Genomic DNA, 19,324 nt, shown 5'->3' with positions numbered 1-19,324 from the left:
GGGAAACGATATGTATATTTTATTAATGGGACCTCCTGGTGCAGGTAAAGGCACTCAGGCAGCTCGACTTATTGAAAAATACGGTATTCCCCAAATTTCAACAGGTGATATGTTCCGCGCTGCGATTAAGAACGAAACACCTCTTGGAGTTGAGGCTAAGAAATACATCGATGCTGGTCAATTGGTACCAGACAGTGTAACTGTTGGTATCGTACGTGATCGCTTGGTGAAAGATGACTGCAAATCTGGATTTATTCTTGATGGATTTCCAAGAACTACAGCGCAAGCTGTATCCTTGGATGCAATCCTTAAAGAATTAGGAATTTCTTTGGACGCTGTACTTAACTTAAACGTTCCTTCCGAGGAATTGGTTAAACGTATTAGCGAACGAGCTGTTCTAGAAAATCGTGCTGATGATAACCCTGAAACAGTACAGAAACGTCTAGCTGTGTACGAAGAATCTACTAAACCGTTAATTGATTACTATCGCAATAGCGGATTATATCAAGAAATTAATGGTTTACAAGATGTAGACGCAGTATTTGCTGACATCATTAAGGCGTTGGAGAAATAATCTATGATTATTTTAAAATCGCCCCATGAGATTGAATGTATCCGCAAGGCAAGTAAGCTTACAGCAGACACGTTGTCCTTGTTAGTAAAAAAGGCTAAACCTGGCATCACGACGCTTGAGTTAGATACAATTGCCGAAGAATATATTCGCAGCCACGGTGGTATACCAAGTTGTAAAGGGTACTATGGATTCCCCGCTACAATCTGTGCTTCTATTAACGAAGAAGTCGTTCATGGTATTCCGAGCGCTAAGCGTAAGCTTAAAAACGGTGATGTCCTCAGTATTGATCTCGTATCATCTATTGATGGATATCACGGCGATTCGGCTGTGACGATTCCTATCGGTCACGTCAAACCCGATGTGATGAAATTGTTAAAAGTTACAGAGGAAAGTCTGTTCAAGGGAATTGAACAAGTGAAAGTCGGTAACCGTATTGGTGCTATCGGTCACGCTGTTCAAACGTATTGTGAGAAACATGGTTACGGTGTCGTACGCGACTTCGTAGGTCATGGTTTAGGCCGCGAAATGCATGAAGATCCGCAAATACCAAACTATGGTAGTCCTGATCAAGGACCTCTTATGAAACCAGGTATGGTATTGTGTATTGAACCGATGATTACATTAGGTACTCACCGTGTTCGTGTATTAGGGGATGACTGGACAGCAGTTACAGTAGATGGTAAACCTGCTGCTCATTTCGAACATACAGTGGTTGTTACAGAAAACGGCCCTGAAATATTAACTATGCGGGAAGAACCGCGGTTAATTAAATAAACAGGTAACCGGAGGAAAAGATATGTCAAAAGAAGACGTTATTGAGGTGGAAGGTACGGTCGTTGAGGCATTACCGAATGCCATGTTCCAAGTTGAATTGGAAAATGGTCATATCGTATTGGCTCATGTGTCAGGTAAAATGCGTATGAATTTTATCCGTATTCTTCCTGGTGATAAAGTTACTATGGAACTGACACCGTATGACTTAAATCGTGGTCGCATCACCTATCGCTTTAAATAAGCATAGGGTCCACAAAGGAGGTACTAATGAAGGTTCAACCATCAGTTAAAAAGATATGCGAAAAATGTAAAATCATTAAACGCAAAGGCCGTGTAATGGTTATTTGCGAAAATCCAAAACATAAACAAAAACAAGGATAATCTGATAGGAGGTGGATGATTAGATGGCACGTATCGCCGGTGTAGATTTACCTCGTGATAAACGAGTGGAAATTGGTTTAACTTATATTTATGGTATTGGTCCGACTTTAGCATCTGAAATTATTGCTAAAACTGGCATCAATCCTGACACACGCGTTCGCGATCTTTCTGAAGATGAAGTAGCGAAAATCCGTGAATTGTTAGATGCTGATTACAAAGTAGAAGGTGACCTTCGTCGTGAAGAAGCTCTTAACATTAAACGCTTAATTGAAATCAACTCCTATCGAGGCAAACGTCATCGTATGGGTTTACCACTTCGTGGTCAACGTACTAAAACGAATGCACGTACTCGCAAAGGTCCTAGAAAAGCAATTGCTGGTAAAAAGAAATAAGATAAAGGAGGGATAAAGCGTGGCTAAAAAAGTTGTTAGAACTAAAAGAAAAGAAAAGAAACATATTGAATCCGGTGCGGCTCATATTCGTTCTACATTCAATAACACTATCGTAACTTTGACAGATACAAACGGTAATGCGTTGTCTTGGGCTTCCGCTGGTGGCTTGGGCTTCCGTGGTTCTCGTAAATCCACTCCATTTGCTGCTCAAATGGCTGCTGAACAAGCTGCTAAAGCTGCAATGGAACATGGCCTTCGCACTGTTGAAGTATTCGTAAAAGGTCCTGGATCCGGCCGTGAAGCTGCAATCCGTGCTTTACAAGCTGCAGGTCTTGAAGTTACTTCCATTAAAGACGTAACTCCAATTCCTCACAATGGTTGTCGCCCTCCAAAACGCCGTCGTGTATAATTTATAGCGACCGATATGATACGGTGCTATAATTAACTATGAACGTGTGTTATATAGGAGGATGTTCCTGATGAGCGAAGAAAAGAAACTTAAAATCGAGAAAGTGGACATCGCCGATGGCGGTCGTTATGGTAAGTTCGTATGTGAACCATTAGATCGTGGTTATGGTATCACTCTCGGTAATAGCTTACGCAGAATTTTGCTTTCATCCTTGGATGGGGCAGCTATCACCTCTATCAAAATTGATGGAGTTCTTCATGAATTCTCTACTATTCCTGGTATTCGCGAAGACGTTACGGATATCATCCTTAACTTAAAGCAATTGTGCATCAAAGTTGAAGAAGAAGCACAATTACCTTTGGAAGTTCATTTTGACTTCCAAAAGGATGGAATATTGACAGCTGCTGATTTGGCTGAACAATTCCCACCAGAGGTAGAAGTATTGAATCCTGAACTCGTGATTGCGACAATGGATGAGACAGCTCATCTCGTAATGGACGTAGTAATCGAACGAGGTAAAGGCTATGTTCCTTCAACGAAGAATAAAAAAGATACTGATGTTATTGGTTGTATTCCAATCGATTCCATCTTCTCTCCAATTCTTCGTGCTAAATACGAAGTGAGTGATGTTCGTGTAGGCAATGAAATGGACTTCGACAAACTTACATTAGAAGTTTGGACTGATGGCTCCATTACTGCTGCTGATGCAGTGGCAAAATCTGCTGCCATTATGATTGGTTATTTAGGGAACTTCACTAAATTAGCGCATTCTGCAGATGTTGTAGATGTAAACACTGGTGAAGGCGGTATCGTTATAGATCCAGTAGGTTCCGATAATGAAGAACCAGCTGTAGATGACGGCCCAGCAAAGATTTCCATCGATGAGTTGGAACTCTCTGTTCGTGCGTATAACTGCTTGAAACGTGCTGGCATTAATACAATTGCAGACCTGCTAGACAAAACCATTGATGACTTAGGAAAAGTTCGCAACTTAGGTAAAAAATCTATCGATGAAATTGAGGAAAAACTCAATAATCATCCAGGTGGTTTTCAACTTAAACAAAAAGGCGAATAAGGAGGAAGACGAATGTACAGAAAATTAGGCCGCGACAGCTCCGCTCGTAAAGCGTTGTTCCGTAGCATGTTAACATCTTTCTTCCAATATGAGCGTATTGAAACGACTGAAGCTAAAGCGAAAGAACTTCGTTCTTTAGCTGATCAAATGGTAACTTTGGCTAAACGTGGTGATCTTCATGCACGTCGCCAAGTTCTTGCATACCTCATGGATGAAAGTGTAGTAAAAAAATTGTTTGATACAATTGCTCCAAAATATGCAGACCGTCAAGGCGGTTACACTCGTGTAATCAAAACTGGTCTTCGCAAAGGTGACGCTGCACCTTTGGCTATTATCGAGTTAGTTTAATCAAACTCATACGGTGTTGTAACTTATGTTGCAGCACCGTTTTTTTATTGTCAATTTTATGGTACAATCGACTAGTATAATATCGTAATATGTTAGCAGTTATCGTAAAGGATGAATATGTATTGTCAACCTTTTGCATAATATCTAAGACATTATTAAATTCAAGTTCTATTAAATAGGATAAATTGAAATATGGGGATTATGCACAACATGAGTATGATAGATGATGCAAATGGTTCTACTTTCATAGAAACGAAATTGACTAGAAAGATATGAGGTTATCCATGAATGAACAAGACATTATGATTGAGGTCAATCATATGAGTCATATTTATACTGATGAAAACGGCAATGATGTACGTGCCTTGGATGATGTGAATCTATCCATTAAGCGTGGTGAATTTGTTTGTATCATTGGCACTAATGGCAGTGGTAAAAGTACGCTTGCCAAGCATTTTAATGTGTTATTACAACCTAGTGAAGGTCATATCAATGTATGTGGCTTTGATACGCGGGATGAAGCGCATATTTGGAATATTCGCCAACATGTAGGAATGGTATTCCAAAATCCTGATAACCAAATCGTAGCGGCCGTTGTAGAGGAGGACGTTGCCTTTGGTCCAGAAAACTTAGGTATTCCTAGTGCAGAAATTAGACAACGTGTCGATGCAGCGTTAGCTGCTGTTAATATGACTGAATATAGAGAACATGGTCCCCATTTATTATCGGGCGGACAAAAACAACGTATTGCTATCGCAGGTGTATTAGCGATGAAGCCTGATTGCATCGTTCTTGATGAACCAACAGCGATGCTCGATCCAAAAGGTCGCCGCGAAGTGCTTGAAACAGTTCACAAGCTCAATAAGGAAGAGGGCATTACGATTGTATATATTACGCACTTCATGGAGGAAGCTGTTACGGCAGACCGAGTTGTGGTTATGAAAAATGGTGTGAAATTACATGATGGTACGCCTCGTGAAATTTTTAGCCATGTAGATACTTTAAAAGGGCTGGGCCTCGATGTACCGGTAGCCTCTGAGATTGCTTTCAAATTGAATGCTAAAGGTTATGAAGTGGGTAAGAGTATCATTAATAATGAAGAGTTAGCAAAGGGGCTTAAAGGCTCAAAGTTAGGCAAGCAATTATCCGCTATACACTCAACAGATGCTCCAAGAGGGGAGGGAACCCATTAATGGCGATTGTGTTAGATAATATTACATATACCTACGGCATGGGTACCCCTTTTGAAAAAACTGCGCTTCGTGGTGTATCACTTACCATTGAAAATGGGGAGTTTCTAGGTGTTATCGGTCATACTGGTTCCGGTAAATCCACCTTTGTACAACATCTAAATGGGCTATTACATCCTACAACTGGTACAGTTACTGTCAATGGTGTAGATATTAGCGCCTCCACAGAGGAAGCTAAAAAAATGCGTCATAAGGTGGGGATGGTATTCCAGTATCCAGAGCATCAATTGTTTGAAGAAACCATCGCTCAAGATATCGCCTTTGGTCCTAAAAATTTAGGGCTTAGTGCTGATGACGTAGACGAGCGTGTGCGAGATGCGATGAAGTTCGTAGGGCTCGATTATGACACATATGCAGAACGTTCTCCCTTCCATTTATCTGGCGGTCAAATGCGCCGCGTGGCTATTGCTGGCGTAGTGGCTATGGACCCAGATTTTCTCGTGCTCGATGAACCATCTGCTGGTCTTGATCCATTTGGACGGGAAGAAATCTTTGAAGAAATCATTCGACTTCATAAAAAAAAGGGGATCACTGTAATTCTTGTATCTCACAATATGGAAGATATTTCTCGCATGGCTTCTCGTCTTGTGGTACTCGATAAAGGGCGTATCGTTCTCGATGGTGAACCGATGGACATCTTTAATAATCATCGTGATGAATTACAGGCCGTCGGTGTAGATGTACCGCCAGTGTCTGTTACCATGGAATATTTGCGCGAACAAGGTCTTGATGTGTCTAATCGCGTACTATCTGTAGATGATGCGGTACAAGCAATTCTCGAAGGAGGTAACCATGTTAAATAATATTACTATTGGTCAATACTTCCCAGGAAACTCTTTCTTGCATCGCATGGATCCACGCGCAAAGATTATTGCTACTACCATATTCGTTGTAGCCATATTCTTGGCGAATTCTCCATTGGCATATGGCGTTGTAGGTGGGTTCACCATCTTTGCAATGTTGTTATCACGTTTGCCGTTACGTCTGATGTGGTCTGCTATTAAACCGCTTTGGATTATCATCGTATTTACTATGGGGATTCATATTTTTACGACACCAGGCAATCCAATTTTTCAATGGGGGATTATCAATATTACCGACCATGGCGTGGCAATGGGCCTTCAAATGGCGGCACGCTTAATCTTCTTAATCTTGTTTTCTTCTTTGTTGACCTATACCACATCACCAATTCGCTTAACTGATGGTATCGAGCACTTGCTCAATCCGTTTCGTCACATAGGTGTTCCTGCTCATGAGCTGGCTATGATGATGACTATTGCGCTGCGTTTCATCCCTACCTTATTGGACGAGACGGATCGTATTATGAAAGCACAATCTGCTCGTGGGGCAGACTTTGTGACAGGCTCTATCATTCAACGCGCAAAAAATATGGTGCCTCTTTTAGTGCCATTATTTATTAGTGCGTTTCGACGGGCCGATGAATTAGCTATCGCTATGGAAGCGCGTTGTTATAGAGGTGGCGTCAATCGTACACGTATGAAAGAATTACAAGTTACCTATGTCGATTATATTGGCGTCGGTGCTGTTGTCTTGATTACGATTATACTTATTGCATTATGGTGGCTTGGCCTATGAGAAATATACGAATCATAGTGGCTTATGATGGTACAGATTTAGCAGGTTATCAAAAGCAACCTAATGATAAGGGGTTAACGGTACAAGGTTGTTTGGAATATGGTTTATCACGTATTTGTAATGAACCCATTCAAATTTATGGTGCCTCTCGTACGGATGCAGGTGTACATGCTAAATTTCAAGTTTGTACATTTCAAACGTCGGGGACTATACCAGTAGAAAATATTCCTCGTGCTATGATAGCTCATATTCCTAAGGATATAGTCGTTCTAGAAGCGGTAGAAATTCCGCTAGATTGGAAGCCACGGTGGAATATATACGGTAAAGAGTATGTATATACGATTCATAATCAGCTTATTGCAGATCCTTTGACGCAGCGATATCATTGGCATGTGAAAAAGCCCTTAAATATTGCTCGTATGCAGGCTGCAGGTAATGAACTAGTAGGTACGCATGACTTTACAACCCTAAAGGGAACGAACTCAACTCCGGCGGATCCTGTAAAGACAATTATGGGAATTCGTGTTGAGGCCCGAGGTTCACAGGTGACGATTTCTGTGATTGGTGATGGTTTTTTATATCATATGGTCCGCAATATTGCAGGTTTACTTGTAGATATAGGTCTTGGTCGTCGCAAGGTTGAGGCTATTAAAGGATATTTAGCCGCTAAAGACCGGCGTGCTATAGGGAAAACTGCACCTGCTCAAGGCTTATGTTTAGAAGAAATATTCTTTACTGAAGAGCGACAACAAGAGGTATTACGGAATAAATATTTTAGATGATTCGAGAATAAATATTCTATATAATTTTATATAGACTCTTTTTTTGATGTGAAAGTATAAAACGTTGAGCATAAATACTAAAAGGATACTACTTCAAAAGTAGTATCTTTTTTTTCTTATAATTTTTAGTTATAATACCTTAATTTATACCTATTATTATGTGAAATGATACATTGTAAACCTAAAATATACATGATACAATGACGATATAAGACAGGTTCGTACTATAAAACATTAACATAGTAAGGTAGACTCTTGTCAGCAGTGTAATTTTTATCCTAAGGAGGGTGAATCTCTTGCAAAAACGTAAAGATTTTATCTGGAAAATGGGCGGCCAACAAGGTGAAGGTATTGAGAGTTGCGGCGAAATTATGGCCACAATCCTTGCTAAAGAAGGCTACTCTTTGTATAGCCAACGTTTATTTGCATCTCGCATCAAAGGTGGTCATACTACATTCGCATTGCGCGTAGCATTGGAACAAATTATGTCCATTGGTGAAGGGGTAGACTTCTTGCTTTCCCTTGATCAAGAAACCGTTGATATGCACGGTTCCGAAGTACGCGATGGTGGATATATCATCTGTGATAGCAAAGTTAATCCAGACTTTTCTAAATTTGAAGGTACAAAGATTAATTGCTTATCTTTGCCTATCTCTGAAACAGCAATGAAACAAGGCTCCTTGTTGATGCGTAATATCGTAGCACTTGGGATGTCCGTAGCGCTTCTTGGCTTTGATACTAAGATGTTTAAAGATGCTATTACTGAGAAATTTGCAAAGAAATCCCAAGAGATTATTGATAAAAACTTGGCTGCTTTCGATGATGGTCATAGCCTTGTAATGGAAAAATTAGGCGATGTTGAAATCGATACATTGCCAGCGCCTGGTAAGAAAGATCAAATGTTCTTATTAGGTAACGAAGCATGTGCTCTTGGTGCTATTGCTGCGGGTTCCCGTTTTATGGCCTCATATCCTATTACGCCAGCATCCGAAGTTATGGAATACATGATTAAAACTATGGATAAGTTGGGCTCAACTGTTGTTCAAACAGAAGATGAAATCGCAGCATGTATGACAGCTATGGGTGGTGTATACGCAGGTGTTCGTGGCTTCACGTGTACTTCTGGCCCAGGTCTTTCCTTGATGGCAGAATCCTTGTCCATGGCTTCTATGGCTGAATTGCCAATGGTTGTTATCGACGTTCAACGTTCTGGCCCATCCACTGGTATGGCTACAAAAGTTGAACAATCCGATATTGATGCAGCTTGCTACAATGCACATGGTGACTATTCTGGTATCGTAATTTCTCCAACATCTATCGAAGAATGTTTCTATGAAATTCAAAAAGCTTTCAACTTGGCAGAAATGTACCAATGTCCAGTTATCTTTATGCCTGACTTACAACAAGGTTTGAATAAACAATCCGTTCCTTCCTTCGATTTGAACCGTGTACCTATTAATCGCGGTAAAATGATGAAAGAAGCTGAACTTCCTGAATTGGTACAACCTAACTACTTCAAACGCTTTGAATTGACTGAAGATGGCATTTCTCCGCGTACAATTCCGGGCATGAAAAATGGTCTATTCCTTTCCACAGGTTTAGAGCATAATGAAGAAGGTAAACCAGCAGAAGCGCCTACAATGCACGTAGCGCAAACTGATAAACGGTTCCGCAAATTGGAAACTGTAGCTGATAACTATGAACCATTCTTGAACAATGCTAAATACGACGAAGCAGATGTGCTCGTTGTAGGTATGGCTTCTAGCCGTGGTGCTATTGAAGAAGCCGTTGCTGAATTCGATCAAGAAGGCGTTAAAGTTAACCACTTACAATTGCGCCTAATTAAACCATTCCCAGCAAAGCAATTACAACCGTTCTTTGATGCTGCGAAAAAAGTAGTTATCGTAGAACACAATAAAACTGGTCAATTGGCTAACTTATTTAAAATCAACATGCATAAGAAACATAAGATTTCTAGCTGCTTGAAATACGATGGTAATCCATTCACAAAAAGTTATGTGAAAAATGCGATTAAGGAGGTCCTATAATATGACAACAGCTAAAGATTACAGAAATGATATTCGTCCTAACTGGTGTCCAGGCTGTGGCCATTATGGGGTTCAAGCGGCGATTACTGACGCTGTAGTAGCGAAAAATATTCCACCAGAAAAATTAGCCGTAATTTCCGGTATCGGTTGTTCTAGCCGTATCGGTGGCTATTTCTACGCTTATGGTGCACATACAACTCATGGCCGTGCGCTTCCTTATGCGCAAGGCGTTAAACTTGCTAACCAAGACCTTGAAGTTATTGCATTTTCTGGTGACGGTGATGCCTTTGCTATCGGTATGGGTCACACCATTCATGCTTTCAAACGTAATGTAAACATGACATACGTAGTAATGGATAACCATGTATATGGTTTGACTAAAGGTCAAGCATCCCCTCGTTCTGATATCGGTTTTGTTACAAAAACAACTCCTCATGGTGCGTTTGAGTCTCCATTGTCCGTTTGTGAAACTGCGATTGCTGCAGGTGCTACATTTGTAGCGCAAAGCTATATGGTGAATCGTAAAGAGCTCGTTGATTTGATTCAACAAGCTATGGATCATGAGGGCTTCTCCTTCATCAATGTATTTAGCCCATGTGTTACATACAACAAACGCAATAGTTATGATTGGTTCAAAGAACATTTAGTAGCATTGCCTGAAGGGTATGACCCAACAGATCGTGCAACAGCGCTTAAAACTTTGGGTGATACTGATGGCTTGGTTACAGGCCTTATCTATCAAAATACATCTAAACCTTCCTTTGAAAAAGCATTGGCTGCTGCAAATGGTGGTCCACATCCTCGTCCATTGACTGAAGATGTGGTTAAACCTGACCAAGCATTATTTGATAGTCTTTGCAATCAATTTAAATAATATTAGCATCGTACTCCTTAGGTAGGATGCTGACTAAAAAAACGTGTCACCTTTGGGTGGCACGTTTTTTGTATGTTATATGTTTATAATTTTATCCCATGTGGTTATGAACATGTTATAATAAAAACGCTGTATGATATTCATTGTTGAGGTTTTTATGAAAGCATACGAAAAAGAGATTAGCTTGATAAATTATATGTAGCATTATATGAGAGCATATACATTCCTAGATAGTTTATGAAAGTAGGTTTATATGAGTAAGACCGTGGGTATTATTGGCTTAGGTTTATTAGGTGGATCCTTGGCAAAGGCTCTAAAGGAATATACAGATTATGAGGTAGTAGGCTATGCACGTCGTCAAGAGGTCTGTGATGCGGCCATTCAAGATGGTGTGGTAAAAGCTGCGTGGACTGAAGTTGAGCCATTGATTAAGAACTCAGATATCGTTGTGTTCTCCTTGCCACCTGATACAAACGCACGGCTTTTTACTGAAACGGCTCATCTATTTAGACCGGGGCAAGTCGTAACCGATGTATCTAGTGCGAAGGAAAACTTTGTACGAGCCGTTTATGAATCGATTCCTAAGGGGACCGTTTTCGTATCTGTCCATCCTATGGCAGGATCCGAAAAGGGTGGGTATGAAGTATCTCATAAAAACCTATTCAAAGGTATGGGCTGGATCGTGTTAGAAGATAAGGCATCTGATGTATATAGTGAAGAAGTAGCTCAAGAATTAGCTGACATGGGTCGTGCCTTAGGGTCTCGTATCGAGTTTGTCGATATTTATGCTCATGATGCATATCTGGCTATGGTTAGTCATATGCCTCACTTATTGGCCTCTATTTTAACACAAGTTTCGGGAGGCGATGAATTGGGCGAATTGCGTATGAAATTGTCCGCAGGGGGCTTTAGAGACTGTACACGTGTGGCTGGTGGATTACCATCGATGTGGCGCGAAATTATCTATGGCAATCGTCATAATGTTATTGAAGGCCTTACACAAATTGAATCAGAAATTGAACATGTTAAAGTGATACTTTCACAAGATGACGAAGGACAAGAATTAGAAAGCTATCTTGAACGAAGTCGCGAGATTCGAGGAAAGTTACCGTATTTAACTGGTCAAATCAAGGATAATTAAAATGGCGTAGTTTTGTATCCTATAAGAGAGTAAATGTAACTGAAAAAACATGACATATATCAAGAATCGTGTATACTATATATCGATATGAGTATGTAAATATATTATGTTAAGGGAGCTTTTATGAGTTTGTTACAAGAAACTTGTGGCGCTATTACAGGTCGCAGCCTAGAGATTGAACAATATATATTTAATAGTTGGAATGCAGAATCGCCGGTGGAACTATATGGTAGTCTTGTAGATGTTGTGGCTCAATATGGGGCGGCTACAAATCAAGAGCAGGTAACCGTGCCAAAACCATGTATGATTATTGCTTCTGCAGATCATGGCGTAGCTGATATGGGCGTCAGTGCGTATCCAAAAGAAACGACCGTTGGGATGACACAAAATTACCTGATTCCTAAGGGGGCTGGCGCTAATTCTCTAGCGAATTACTGTGGAGCTCAAATGGAAGTTATCGACATGGGCATTGATGCGGATATGAGTTGGGTTCCAGGCCTTCGTATTCATAAACTTGGGATGGGTACGAAAAACTTCGTAGAAGAGCCCGCCATGACGCGCGAACAAGCCGTGGAGGGCATCGAAACAGGGATTCGTCTAGTAAAAGAAAAAATTGATGAAGGCTTCAATGTATTTTTAGTAGGCGAAATGGGCATATCGAATACGACAGCTAGTGCCCTTATGACCGCTAAGTTTGCAGGACTTACAGCGGAAGAGGCGACGGGACGAGGAACGAATATTTCCGATGAACGACTCAAACTAAAACAGCGGATCGTTCATGATGTGCTAGAAAAATATAAGGATATTAGTAAGGATGATGCTCTTGGTATTTTATCTTCTGTAGGCGGTTTTGAATTTGCTTGTATTGTGGGTGTTATCTTAGGCGCTGCAGCAAATCATGGGTTAGTTATTATCGATGGATTTAATACATCGGCTTGTGCATTGGTGGCTAAAACATTGGCTCCAAAAGCGATGGATTATGTGATGGCTTCACATTTATCTGCTGAAAAAGCGGCCAAATCTTCCTTAGAAAATTTAGGCCTTGAAGCCTATGTAGATTTAGGCCTTTGTTTAGGTGAGGCTTCTGGTGGGTCCATACAAATGGGGATGCTAGATCTTGCGGTGCATATGTATATGGCCATTACAGGAGGTAATAAATGAGAACTTTCAAAGTTGAGCCGTTAGATACACAAGCAATGGAAATATGTCGATTCCGTATTGATAATTTGACAAAGCCTATCTATAGCCTGGCTACGTTAGAAACTATAGCGGAGCGTTTTGCAGGAATTTTAGGAGACCCTAAACCGAATCATTTGCGTCAAGGTGTGCTCGTTGTGGCAGCTGATCACTTGGTAGATGGACCGCAAAATAATCAACATGGTAGTGAAAGTTATGCTGCCATAAAACGCTTTAATGAGGGAAGAACAGCTACACAAGGGGCTGCAGCTAAATTAAATGCTGTTGTACACGTGGTGAATGTAGGTCTAGAACAAGACACTTCTGATTTAGCAAATATTGAGCAACAGGTGATTCGAAAAGGATCCCATTTCTTTGGCGTAGAACCTGCTATTTCTCGTGAGGAATTAGAGCGTGCTCTTGAGCTCGGCTTTACCTATGCAGATAGATTACATGCTGATGGATTACAAGTGGTGGCGATTGGTAACGTAGGGGAGAGGGCCTTTCTAGATTCTCTTGTCACGACGGCGACGATCACAGGTTGTGCGTATGAGGATATTCTCGTTCATAATGAATATGGACCTACAGTAGAGCAACGTGCTGCTCATATTCATTCTTTTGTAGATCGATTTAATATCGGTGTTGATGATTGGTCTGCTTTGAGTGAAAGCGAGCGCCGTGATGCGGTATTGAACTTGCTTCATGTAGCAGGTGGTTTAAATATTGCGTTTTTAACGGCCTTCATCTTGGGGGCTGCTAGCCATCGCATGGCTGTAGTCTTTGATAATGTAGTAACTGGTGCAGCTATTTTGGCGGCGGTTACCATTGATCCCCTAGTTAAGGACTATGTGTTCCCATCAGCTGTCTATGATGAGCCTATACATGATGAACCTATACATAAGGAACAATGTCGTTTCTTAGGGGTAAAGCCTTATTTGCACTATAATCTGCTAATCGATGAAGCCTTAGGTTCAACTATGGGACTATCTATAATCGATGCATCCATGCATATGCTAAATGACATGAAGACCTTCATCGAAGCGGAAGTTAGCGTGGCTGAAGATGGGGCTGGTAAAGGTAGACAAAAGGATAAAGAATAATCTATTTTAAAGGGGGATTGTATATCCCCCTTTCTCGGGTAAAAGATGTTCTTGTATGCTATATTTTCAAGGAACTTTACGGAAAAACCATTGACACTATATGTGTAAATTGATATTATTATATGGCAGTCAGGATGGACTTAATTCATCCTTGACGACAGATTGATAATTATGTTATAGTAATTATCGGTTCTGTATGCGGGAATAGCTCAGCGGTAGAGCACCGCCTTGCCAAGGCGGGGGTCGCGAGTTCGAATCTCGTTTCCCGCTCCATACATTCCTCGATAGCTCAGTCGGTAGAGCAATCGGCTGTTAACCGATCGGTCGTAGGTTCGAGTCCTACTCGAGGAGCCACTTGACTCACTAGCTCAGTTGGCAGAGCACCTGACTTTTAATCAGGGTGTCCCGCGTTCGAGTCGCGGGTGAGTCACCATTTCTGGCCCGTTGGTCAAGCGGTTAAGACACCGCCCTTTCACGGCGGTATCCCGGGTTCGATTCCCGGACGGGTCACCACATATGGACGATTAGCTCAGCTGGGAGAGCGCCTGCCTTACAAGCAGGATGTCGGCAGTTCGATCCTGTCATCGTCCACCATTTGCGGGAATAGCTCAGCGGTAGAGCACCGCCTTGCCAAGGCGGGGGTCGCGAGTTCGAATCTCGTTTCCCGCTCCATAAACATTCCTCGATAGCTCAGTCGGTAGAGCAATCGGCTGTTAACCGATCGGTCGTAGGTTCGAGTCCTACTCGAGGAGCCATTTTTATTGGCCCGTTGGTCAAGCGGTTAAGACACCGCCCTTTCACGGCGGTATCCCGGGTTCGATTCCCGGACGGGTCACCACATGGACGATTAGCTCAGCTGGGAGAGCGCCTGCCTTACAAGCAGGATGTCGGCAGTTCGATCCTGTCATCGTCCACCAAAGCAAACGGTTATCTTCGGATAGCCGTTTTTTAGTATGTAAAATTATCGCGGTGCGTACATGATGATATATACACCTACAAGACATACGATACCACCGATGATATCATACATGTCTGGTCGCAAGCCGTCCACAAGCCATCCCCAGAGAATAGAGAGGGCAATGAATACACCGCCATAGGCGGCGTAAACTTTACCAAAACTAGCTTCTGGTTGAAAGGTAGGGATAATACCGTATAAAAATAATATAAATGCACCTGCGATCAGGTAAATCGGTCCTTTGTCATCGCGCATATAAAGCCATACGAGATAGCCACCACCGATTTCCGCAAGTCCTGCCAATATAAAGAAGAGAATAGATAAGAGCATAGTAACCTCACTGTATTCTTGCAGTATTAATTGAAATCTATTCTCTATTTTACAACCTGAGTTAGAAGAGAGCAATTATTTTATACCCTTAGACTATTAACTGTTTAGAATGAAAGAGAAAATTTACTTAAATATAGATTTTAGCAGTGATGGAATTGAGTCGTGTTGTAAATATAACAAAACCCCGTACACCTAAAAAAGTATACGGGGTTTTGTTATTTTTTATAAACGTGGTGGTGATTCGCTTTGTACATAATCCATGAAGGTATGCATGGTTTCTGTTTTAGAATTGTTCTTCTTAAATGCGAAACACACTTGAAGTTTGAATGGTTTTTCTAAAGGTACAAAGCCATCATTGATATTTAAGGAACTTAAAATTTGACGTGCTACAATGCAGCCAGATTTATTCTTTTGACAATAGTCAATCATTGTATATGGATTGGACAGGCGACTACCGCGGATATGTAGGTTTTGCTGACCGTTTCCAACATAGTTTTTTAATGTGCGGTACATAAAGTATTTAGGAGGATACATGAGCAATGGTTGCTGCTGGATAGCTTTCAAACTAGCCGTTTCCATACCGTTCACTAAGTTTGGCGCATAGTATACAAACTCATCTTCTCTAAGTGCAGTGGATTCGTATGCAGACATATCCTTATTGTTTGGCAAATAGAGTAATGCAATGTCGATGCGATTTTCGCGCAAGTCGAGCATCAATTCTTCTTCCTCCATGTCGTAAATACTGACAGAGAATTCAGGATGGTTTTGGAAGAAGTGGGATACGTAACCATTTAGACGGATATCCCCGAGACTACGTAATACGCCAATGTTTAGAATTGGTCGTTCAACCTTGCTGGACAAACGAATGGATTGGATCGCTCGTTCCAATGTGTCGAGAACTTGTTCTGCTTCTGGTAGAAATAACTCACCTTCTGGTGTTAAACGGCTACCTCTTGTAGAACGGGAGATTAATTTTACACCAACTAAACGCTCTAATTTTTTCATTTGAGCGCTGAAAGCTGATTGTGTAATATTCATAGATTGTGCTGCTAATGTAAAGCTTCCTGTTTTATTATAGGTAATAAAACTTTGTAGCTCTTGCATTGTAGGTAACTCTTTCATGCTATTCCCCCAATTTAGTTATAAGAATCCAATGATACCTATTACCTTACTTATTCATATTGTAGCATACTATAATTGATTTTTCATCTAAATCTATAAAATATGATGAAACATGCACAATCGATATAGAGAGTAGTATTATCGTAAAAAAGTGTAATCAAAAAATGTGATTATGCACTTATTTCAATAACTTTCACAAGTATCGATAATTGACATAAGTAGATGAAAATGATATTATACTTGGGTACCATTATGTGTAGGTACAAGTTTATTTTAATCTTATGAGGTGATAATCACATGGCAACGAGAAGAGAGGCTCGATTCAAACTTTGTCGTCGCTTTGGTGTGAACGTATTCGGTCACGCAAAAGCCTTGAATCGCGTCAAAAAAGACCAACGTCAGAAGAAAATGTCTGAGTATGGCACACAATTATTAGAAAAACAAAAAGTTAAAGCTTACTACAACTTGCTAGAACGCCAGTTCGTACGCTATTATGATAAAGCGAAAAAAATGCAAGGTGTTACAGGTCAAAACATGTTGATCCTTTTGGAACAACGCCTTGATAACCTTGTATATCGCATCGGCTTCGGTAACTCCATTCGTCAAGCTCGTCAAATGGTAAACCATGGCCACATCTTGGTAAACGGTCGTCGTGTAGACATTCCTTCCTTCTCCTGCAAACCAGGCGATGTAATCGAATTACGCGAAGCATCTCGTGACAACGAAATGTTCAAAACTAATTTCCAAGAACTTCGTTCTTTCGAACTTCCTTACATTGAAAAAGACTTGGACGGCTTCAAAGCTACTTTCACTCGTCTTCCTCAACGTGAAGAACTTCCTATCGAAGTTAACGAAACACTTATCGTCGAATTGTACTCCAAATAATTTGGCGCTTTTGGGAAAACCACTCAGAATTGGGTGGTTTTTTCTTTATGAATATTAGTGTCAAAGGGCTATGACAGTGCAAAAAACAATTGACATAGACAACCAAAATCTGTATACTATTTTGAGTAAGCTTTAGTCGTGTTTCCATTAGCCCCGGAAGCAAAGGACAAGCTGATTTTGGTAGAATTATGACGTTATTAGGAGGATATGCAGCATGAAAACTACATATATGGCCAATCCGAACACAATCGAACGGAAATGGTATGTTGTTGACGCTGAAGGTAAAACTTTAGGACGCCTTGCTGCCGAAGTTGCAAAAGTTCTTCGGGGCAAAAATAAACCAACTTTCACACCACATGTAGACACTGGTGACCATGTGATCGTTGTAAACGCAGAAAAAATTCGCGTAACTGGTAAAAAATTAGAGCAAAAGGAATACTTCCGTCATTCTGGTTATCCAGGTGGTGCTCGTTTCACTAAATTAGCTATGATGCTTGAAAAACAACCTGAACGTGTTGTTGAGATGGCAGTTCGTGGTATGCTTCCAAAAAATAAATTGGGTGCACAACAATACCGTAAATTAAACGTATACGCTGGTCCTGAGCATCCACATGCAGCTCAAAAACCAGAAGTATTAGAAATTTCCGTACGATAATCTAGAGGGAGGAACATATAATGGCAGTAGCACAATATTACGGCACTGGTCGTAGAAAATCTTCCGTTGCTAGAGTTCGTCTGGTACCGGGCACAGGTAAAATCACTGTTAACAAACGTGAACTTAATGATTATTTCGGTCGCCAAACTTTGGAATTGATCGTAAAACAACCTTTGAATTTAACTAACACAGTTGAACAATACGATGTTATCGCAACTGTAGCTGGTGGCGGTCCTTCCGGTCAAGCTGGTGCAATTCGTCACGGTATCTCCCGTGCGTTATTGGACGTAGATGGCGAACTTCGTCAATCTTTGAAAAAAGCTGGCTTCTTGACTCGTGACCCACGTATGAAAGAACGTAAAAAATACGGTCTTAAAAAAGCCCGCAAAGCAAGCCAATTCTCCAAACGTTAATATTTGGACAACAGGTTATTACACCTGCAGACAATGTCTGCAGGTGTTTTTGCATTTCTATCATTTACAGGGACATTTAATTCTCCTATAATAGATATATAATAATCGAATTTTTTCGAAAATAGATTTTCATATAGGAGAAATCATATGATTTATAATACAATTCAATACGTAGTGGACAACGGCATTGGTACGTTGACATTTAATCGTCCTACAGTGGCGAATGGTTTTAATATCGAGATGTGCAAGGAGATCCTTGAGGTCTTAGATAAAGCACATAAAGATGATAGTGTTCGTGCATTACTTATCAATGCTGAAGGCAAGGTATTCTCTGCTGGTGGCGACTTAACAGAAATGGAACGCGCTGTAAACGAAGGGGATACAGAGTCTTTGTTTGAAATCGTTGAGCTTGTAGCTCAAATTTCTATGGCTCTGAAACGTTTGCCTAAACCTGTTATCATGAGCCTTCAAGGTGCTGCGGCTGGTGCGGCCTTTAACATGGCGTTGGCTGCCGATTTTGTTGTAGCTGCTAATAACGTACGCTTTATTCAGGCTTTCGTAAACGTAGGTCTTGCTCCTGATGCAGGTGGTTTATACTTGTTGACTCGAGCTATTGGTATGAACCGTGCTATGCATATCGTTATGACTGGTGAAGCCGTATCTGCTGAAAAAGGTAAAGAACTTGGCTTTGTATATAAAGTTTGTGAATTAGAAGATCTAGAAACGGCCACAAGACGTCTTGTAGAGAAGTTAGCTAAAGGTCCTGCACAATCTTACCGCGTTATGAAGGAAATGATGTGGAATAGCTTCTTAGCTGGCTGGGAAGAATACAAGAAATTTGAAGTAGAAAAACAATGTGAATTAGGTCTTTCAGAGGACTTCAAAGAGGGGGTTCTGGCTTTCACAGAGCGTCGTCGTCCTAAATTTGGTCAAAAATAATAATTATCCTCTTGTAATTGTACTAAATATCATGTAATTTATAAGCAGTTACTAATATAATTCGAACCGATGTGGCTCCCTATATTGAGTTACATCGGTTTTGCT

At 40.8% G+C, this 19,324-nt stretch carries 23 protein-coding genes and 9 tRNA genes; 30 read left to right on the top strand and 2 right to left on the bottom strand.

Annotated features, from left to right (window positions below):
• Positions 1–10 precede the first annotated feature (10 nt).
• The 26 genes from ACGHIY_RS07715 (at position 11) to ACGHIY_RS07590 (ending at position 14,837) form a co-directional block, all read left to right on the top strand.
• On the top strand, positions 11–574 hold the full coding sequence (locus ACGHIY_RS07715) for an adenylate kinase (RefSeq protein ID WP_004695145.1): 564 nt from the start codon (positions 11–13) through the stop codon (positions 572–574).
• A 3-nt stretch (positions 575–577) separates the two neighbouring features.
• Positions 578–1,348 carry a type I methionyl aminopeptidase gene (gene map, locus ACGHIY_RS07710; protein WP_004695146.1) on the top strand — a complete coding sequence of 257 codons (771 nt, stop codon included), beginning with the start codon at positions 578–580 and terminating at the stop codon, positions 1,346–1,348.
• 22 nt (positions 1,349–1,370) lie between these two features.
• On the top strand, positions 1,371–1,589 hold the full coding sequence (gene infA / locus ACGHIY_RS07705) for a translation initiation factor IF-1 (RefSeq protein WP_004695147.1): 219 nt from the start codon (positions 1,371–1,373) through the stop codon (positions 1,587–1,589).
• Positions 1,590–1,615: 26 nt separating this feature from the next.
• Complete coding sequence (rpmJ, locus tag ACGHIY_RS07700; RefSeq protein ID WP_004695148.1) at positions 1,616–1,729, top strand: 50S ribosomal protein L36; 114 nt, start codon at positions 1,616–1,618, stop codon at positions 1,727–1,729.
• 23 nt (positions 1,730–1,752) lie between these two features.
• The gene (gene rpsM / locus ACGHIY_RS07695) at positions 1,753–2,121 is read left to right on the top strand and encodes a 30S ribosomal protein S13 (protein WP_004695149.1); all 369 of its coding nucleotides are present in this window, start codon (positions 1,753–1,755) and stop codon (positions 2,119–2,121) included.
• A gap of 19 nt (positions 2,122–2,140) precedes the next feature.
• Entirely contained in the window at positions 2,141–2,530 is a 390-nt protein-coding gene (rpsK, locus tag ACGHIY_RS07690; RefSeq protein ID WP_004695151.1) for a 30S ribosomal protein S11, read from the top strand.
• A gap of 70 nt (positions 2,531–2,600) precedes the next feature.
• The gene (locus tag ACGHIY_RS07685) at positions 2,601–3,605 is read left to right on the top strand and encodes a DNA-directed RNA polymerase subunit alpha (RefSeq protein WP_004695153.1); all 1,005 of its coding nucleotides are present in this window, start codon (positions 2,601–2,603) and stop codon (positions 3,603–3,605) included.
• 12 nt (positions 3,606–3,617) lie between these two features.
• Positions 3,618–3,953 carry a 50S ribosomal protein L17 gene (gene rplQ, locus ACGHIY_RS07680; RefSeq protein WP_004695155.1) on the top strand — a complete coding sequence of 112 codons (336 nt, stop codon included), beginning with the start codon at positions 3,618–3,620 and terminating at the stop codon, positions 3,951–3,953.
• A 284-nt stretch (positions 3,954–4,237) separates the two neighbouring features.
• Positions 4,238–5,146 carry an energy-coupling factor transporter ATPase gene (locus ACGHIY_RS07675; RefSeq protein ID WP_004695158.1) on the top strand — a complete coding sequence of 303 codons (909 nt, stop codon included), beginning with the start codon at positions 4,238–4,240 and terminating at the stop codon, positions 5,144–5,146.
• Positions 5,146–6,006: an energy-coupling factor transporter ATPase gene (locus tag ACGHIY_RS07670; protein ID WP_004698099.1), complete on the top strand. Its 861-nt coding sequence runs from the start codon at positions 5,146–5,148 to the stop codon at positions 6,004–6,006. The genes ACGHIY_RS07675 and ACGHIY_RS07670 overlap by 1 nt, the downstream gene beginning before the upstream one ends.
• The gene (locus tag ACGHIY_RS07665) at positions 5,996–6,799 is read left to right on the top strand and encodes an energy-coupling factor transporter transmembrane protein EcfT (protein WP_004698096.1); all 804 of its coding nucleotides are present in this window, start codon (positions 5,996–5,998) and stop codon (positions 6,797–6,799) included. The genes ACGHIY_RS07670 and ACGHIY_RS07665 overlap by 11 nt, the downstream gene beginning before the upstream one ends.
• On the top strand, positions 6,796–7,581 hold the full coding sequence (gene truA / locus ACGHIY_RS07660) for a tRNA pseudouridine(38-40) synthase TruA (protein ID WP_004698095.1): 786 nt from the start codon (positions 6,796–6,798) through the stop codon (positions 7,579–7,581). The genes ACGHIY_RS07665 and truA overlap by 4 nt, the downstream gene beginning before the upstream one ends.
• Before the next feature lie 296 nt (positions 7,582–7,877).
• A complete protein-coding gene (locus ACGHIY_RS07655) occupies positions 7,878–9,629 on the top strand; it encodes a 2-oxoacid:acceptor oxidoreductase subunit alpha (protein WP_004698101.1) in 1,752 nt (583 codons plus the stop codon).
• A 1-nt stretch (position 9,630) separates the two neighbouring features.
• The gene (locus ACGHIY_RS07650) at positions 9,631–10,503 is read left to right on the top strand and encodes a 2-oxoacid:ferredoxin oxidoreductase subunit beta (RefSeq protein ID WP_004698097.1); all 873 of its coding nucleotides are present in this window, start codon (positions 9,631–9,633) and stop codon (positions 10,501–10,503) included.
• A gap of 253 nt (positions 10,504–10,756) precedes the next feature.
• Entirely contained in the window at positions 10,757–11,644 is an 888-nt protein-coding gene (locus ACGHIY_RS07645; protein WP_008602533.1) for a prephenate dehydrogenase/arogenate dehydrogenase family protein, read from the top strand.
• Positions 11,645–11,767: 123 nt separating this feature from the next.
• Positions 11,768–12,805: a nicotinate-nucleotide--dimethylbenzimidazole phosphoribosyltransferase gene (locus ACGHIY_RS07640; RefSeq protein WP_008602535.1), complete on the top strand. Its 1,038-nt coding sequence runs from the start codon at positions 11,768–11,770 to the stop codon at positions 12,803–12,805.
• A complete protein-coding gene (locus ACGHIY_RS07635; protein ID WP_390525456.1) occupies positions 12,802–13,920 on the top strand; it encodes a nicotinate-nucleotide--dimethylbenzimidazole phosphoribosyltransferase in 1,119 nt (372 codons plus the stop codon). Before ACGHIY_RS07640 ends, ACGHIY_RS07635 begins: the two co-directional genes overlap by 4 nt.
• A gap of 198 nt (positions 13,921–14,118) precedes the next feature.
• Positions 14,119–14,193 (top strand) — tRNA-Gly (locus tag ACGHIY_RS07630).
• Positions 14,194–14,198: 5 nt separating this feature from the next.
• Positions 14,199–14,274, top strand: a tRNA-Asn gene (locus ACGHIY_RS07625).
• 3 nt (positions 14,275–14,277) lie between these two features.
• Positions 14,278–14,353 (top strand) — tRNA-Lys (locus ACGHIY_RS07620).
• Between the two features lie 5 nt (positions 14,354–14,358).
• Positions 14,359–14,433 (top strand) — tRNA-Glu (locus ACGHIY_RS07615).
• Positions 14,434–14,438: 5 nt separating this feature from the next.
• Positions 14,439–14,514, top strand: a tRNA-Val gene (locus tag ACGHIY_RS07610).
• 3 nt (positions 14,515–14,517) lie between these two features.
• Positions 14,518–14,592, top strand: a tRNA-Gly gene (locus tag ACGHIY_RS07605).
• Between the two features lie 7 nt (positions 14,593–14,599).
• Positions 14,600–14,675: transfer RNA gene (locus tag ACGHIY_RS07600), tRNA-Asn, on the top strand.
• A gap of 8 nt (positions 14,676–14,683) precedes the next feature.
• Positions 14,684–14,758: transfer RNA gene (locus ACGHIY_RS07595), tRNA-Glu, on the top strand.
• Between the two features lie 3 nt (positions 14,759–14,761).
• A tRNA-Val gene (locus ACGHIY_RS07590) sits at positions 14,762–14,837 on the top strand.
• Positions 14,838–14,881: 44 nt separating this feature from the next.
• Here ACGHIY_RS07590 and ACGHIY_RS07585 read toward each other — a convergent pair.
• Complete coding sequence (locus tag ACGHIY_RS07585; protein WP_008602538.1) at positions 14,882–15,205, bottom strand: YnfA family protein; 324 nt, start codon at positions 15,203–15,205, stop codon at positions 14,882–14,884.
• A gap of 222 nt (positions 15,206–15,427) precedes the next feature.
• A complete protein-coding gene (locus tag ACGHIY_RS07580; protein ID WP_390525455.1) occupies positions 15,428–16,327 on the bottom strand; it encodes a LysR family transcriptional regulator in 900 nt (299 codons plus the stop codon).
• A gap of 297 nt (positions 16,328–16,624) precedes the next feature.
• Here ACGHIY_RS07580 and rpsD point away from each other — a divergent pair, with 297 nt between their 5' ends.
• The 4 genes from rpsD to ACGHIY_RS07560 all read left to right on the top strand — a co-directional run bounded on the left by rpsD (position 16,625) and on the right by ACGHIY_RS07560 (position 19,219).
• Positions 16,625–17,212, top strand: a complete 588-nt coding sequence (rpsD, locus tag ACGHIY_RS07575; RefSeq protein WP_008602541.1) for a 30S ribosomal protein S4 — start codon at positions 16,625–16,627, stop codon at positions 17,210–17,212.
• Between the two features lie 214 nt (positions 17,213–17,426).
• On the top strand, positions 17,427–17,867 hold the full coding sequence (gene rplM / locus ACGHIY_RS07570) for a 50S ribosomal protein L13 (RefSeq protein WP_390525454.1): 441 nt from the start codon (positions 17,427–17,429) through the stop codon (positions 17,865–17,867).
• A 20-nt stretch (positions 17,868–17,887) separates the two neighbouring features.
• Positions 17,888–18,280 carry a 30S ribosomal protein S9 gene (rpsI, locus tag ACGHIY_RS07565; protein ID WP_004695188.1) on the top strand — a complete coding sequence of 131 codons (393 nt, stop codon included), beginning with the start codon at positions 17,888–17,890 and terminating at the stop codon, positions 18,278–18,280.
• Between the two features lie 147 nt (positions 18,281–18,427).
• The gene (locus ACGHIY_RS07560; RefSeq protein ID WP_390525453.1) at positions 18,428–19,219 is read left to right on the top strand and encodes an enoyl-CoA hydratase; all 792 of its coding nucleotides are present in this window, start codon (positions 18,428–18,430) and stop codon (positions 19,217–19,219) included.
• Positions 19,220–19,324: the final 105 nt, after the last annotated feature.

The sequence above is a fragment of the Veillonella parvula genome (assembly GCF_042850485.1).
GTDB classification, from domain to species: domain Bacteria; phylum Bacillota; class Negativicutes; order Veillonellales; family Veillonellaceae; genus Veillonella; species Veillonella parvula_Q.
The sequence above is the reverse complement of the archived record's forward strand: the minus strand, read 5'-3'. Positions and strand labels throughout refer to the sequence as shown.

What these genes read in the sequence shown, in the direction of transcription:
- infA (WP_004695147.1), top strand. Translation starts at nt 1,371, where the DNA reads ATGTCAAAAGAAGACGTTATTGAGGTGGAAGGTACGGTCGTTGAGGCA.
- ACGHIY_RS07715 (WP_004695145.1), top strand. Translation starts at nt 11, where the DNA reads ATGTATATTTTATTAATGGGACCTCCTGGTGCAGGTAAAGGCACTCAG.
- map (WP_004695146.1), top strand. Translation starts at nt 578, where the DNA reads ATGATTATTTTAAAATCGCCCCATGAGATTGAATGTATCCGCAAGGCA.
- ACGHIY_RS07645 (WP_008602533.1), top strand. Translation starts at nt 10,757, where the DNA reads ATGAGTAAGACCGTGGGTATTATTGGCTTAGGTTTATTAGGTGGATCC.
- ACGHIY_RS07635 (WP_390525456.1), top strand. Translation starts at nt 12,802, where the DNA reads ATGAGAACTTTCAAAGTTGAGCCGTTAGATACACAAGCAATGGAAATA.
- rpmJ (WP_004695148.1), top strand. Translation starts at nt 1,616, where the DNA reads ATGAAGGTTCAACCATCAGTTAAAAAGATATGCGAAAAATGTAAAATC.
- ACGHIY_RS07585 (WP_008602538.1), bottom strand. Translation starts at nt 15,205, where the DNA reads ATGCTCTTATCTATTCTCTTCTTTATATTGGCAGGACTTGCGGAAATC.
- ACGHIY_RS07580 (WP_390525455.1), bottom strand. Translation starts at nt 16,327, where the DNA reads ATGAAAGAGTTACCTACAATGCAAGAGCTACAAAGTTTTATTACCTAT.
- truA (WP_004698095.1), top strand. Translation starts at nt 6,796, where the DNA reads ATGAGAAATATACGAATCATAGTGGCTTATGATGGTACAGATTTAGCA.
- rplM (WP_390525454.1), top strand. Translation starts at nt 17,427, where the DNA reads ATGAAAACTACATATATGGCCAATCCGAACACAATCGAACGGAAATGG.
- rpsD (WP_008602541.1), top strand. Translation starts at nt 16,625, where the DNA reads ATGGCAACGAGAAGAGAGGCTCGATTCAAACTTTGTCGTCGCTTTGGT.
- ACGHIY_RS07685 (WP_004695153.1), top strand. Translation starts at nt 2,601, where the DNA reads ATGAGCGAAGAAAAGAAACTTAAAATCGAGAAAGTGGACATCGCCGAT.
- ACGHIY_RS07560 (WP_390525453.1), top strand. Translation starts at nt 18,428, where the DNA reads ATGATTTATAATACAATTCAATACGTAGTGGACAACGGCATTGGTACG.
- ACGHIY_RS07675 (WP_004695158.1), top strand. Translation starts at nt 4,238, where the DNA reads ATGAATGAACAAGACATTATGATTGAGGTCAATCATATGAGTCATATT.
- rpsM (WP_004695149.1), top strand. Translation starts at nt 1,753, where the DNA reads ATGGCACGTATCGCCGGTGTAGATTTACCTCGTGATAAACGAGTGGAA.
- ACGHIY_RS07650 (WP_004698097.1), top strand. Translation starts at nt 9,631, where the DNA reads ATGACAACAGCTAAAGATTACAGAAATGATATTCGTCCTAACTGGTGT.
- ACGHIY_RS07640 (WP_008602535.1), top strand. Translation starts at nt 11,768, where the DNA reads ATGAGTTTGTTACAAGAAACTTGTGGCGCTATTACAGGTCGCAGCCTA.
- rpsI (WP_004695188.1), top strand. Translation starts at nt 17,888, where the DNA reads ATGGCAGTAGCACAATATTACGGCACTGGTCGTAGAAAATCTTCCGTT.
- rplQ (WP_004695155.1), top strand. Translation starts at nt 3,618, where the DNA reads ATGTACAGAAAATTAGGCCGCGACAGCTCCGCTCGTAAAGCGTTGTTC.
- ACGHIY_RS07670 (WP_004698099.1), top strand. Translation starts at nt 5,146, where the DNA reads ATGGCGATTGTGTTAGATAATATTACATATACCTACGGCATGGGTACC.
- ACGHIY_RS07665 (WP_004698096.1), top strand. Translation starts at nt 5,996, where the DNA reads ATGTTAAATAATATTACTATTGGTCAATACTTCCCAGGAAACTCTTTC.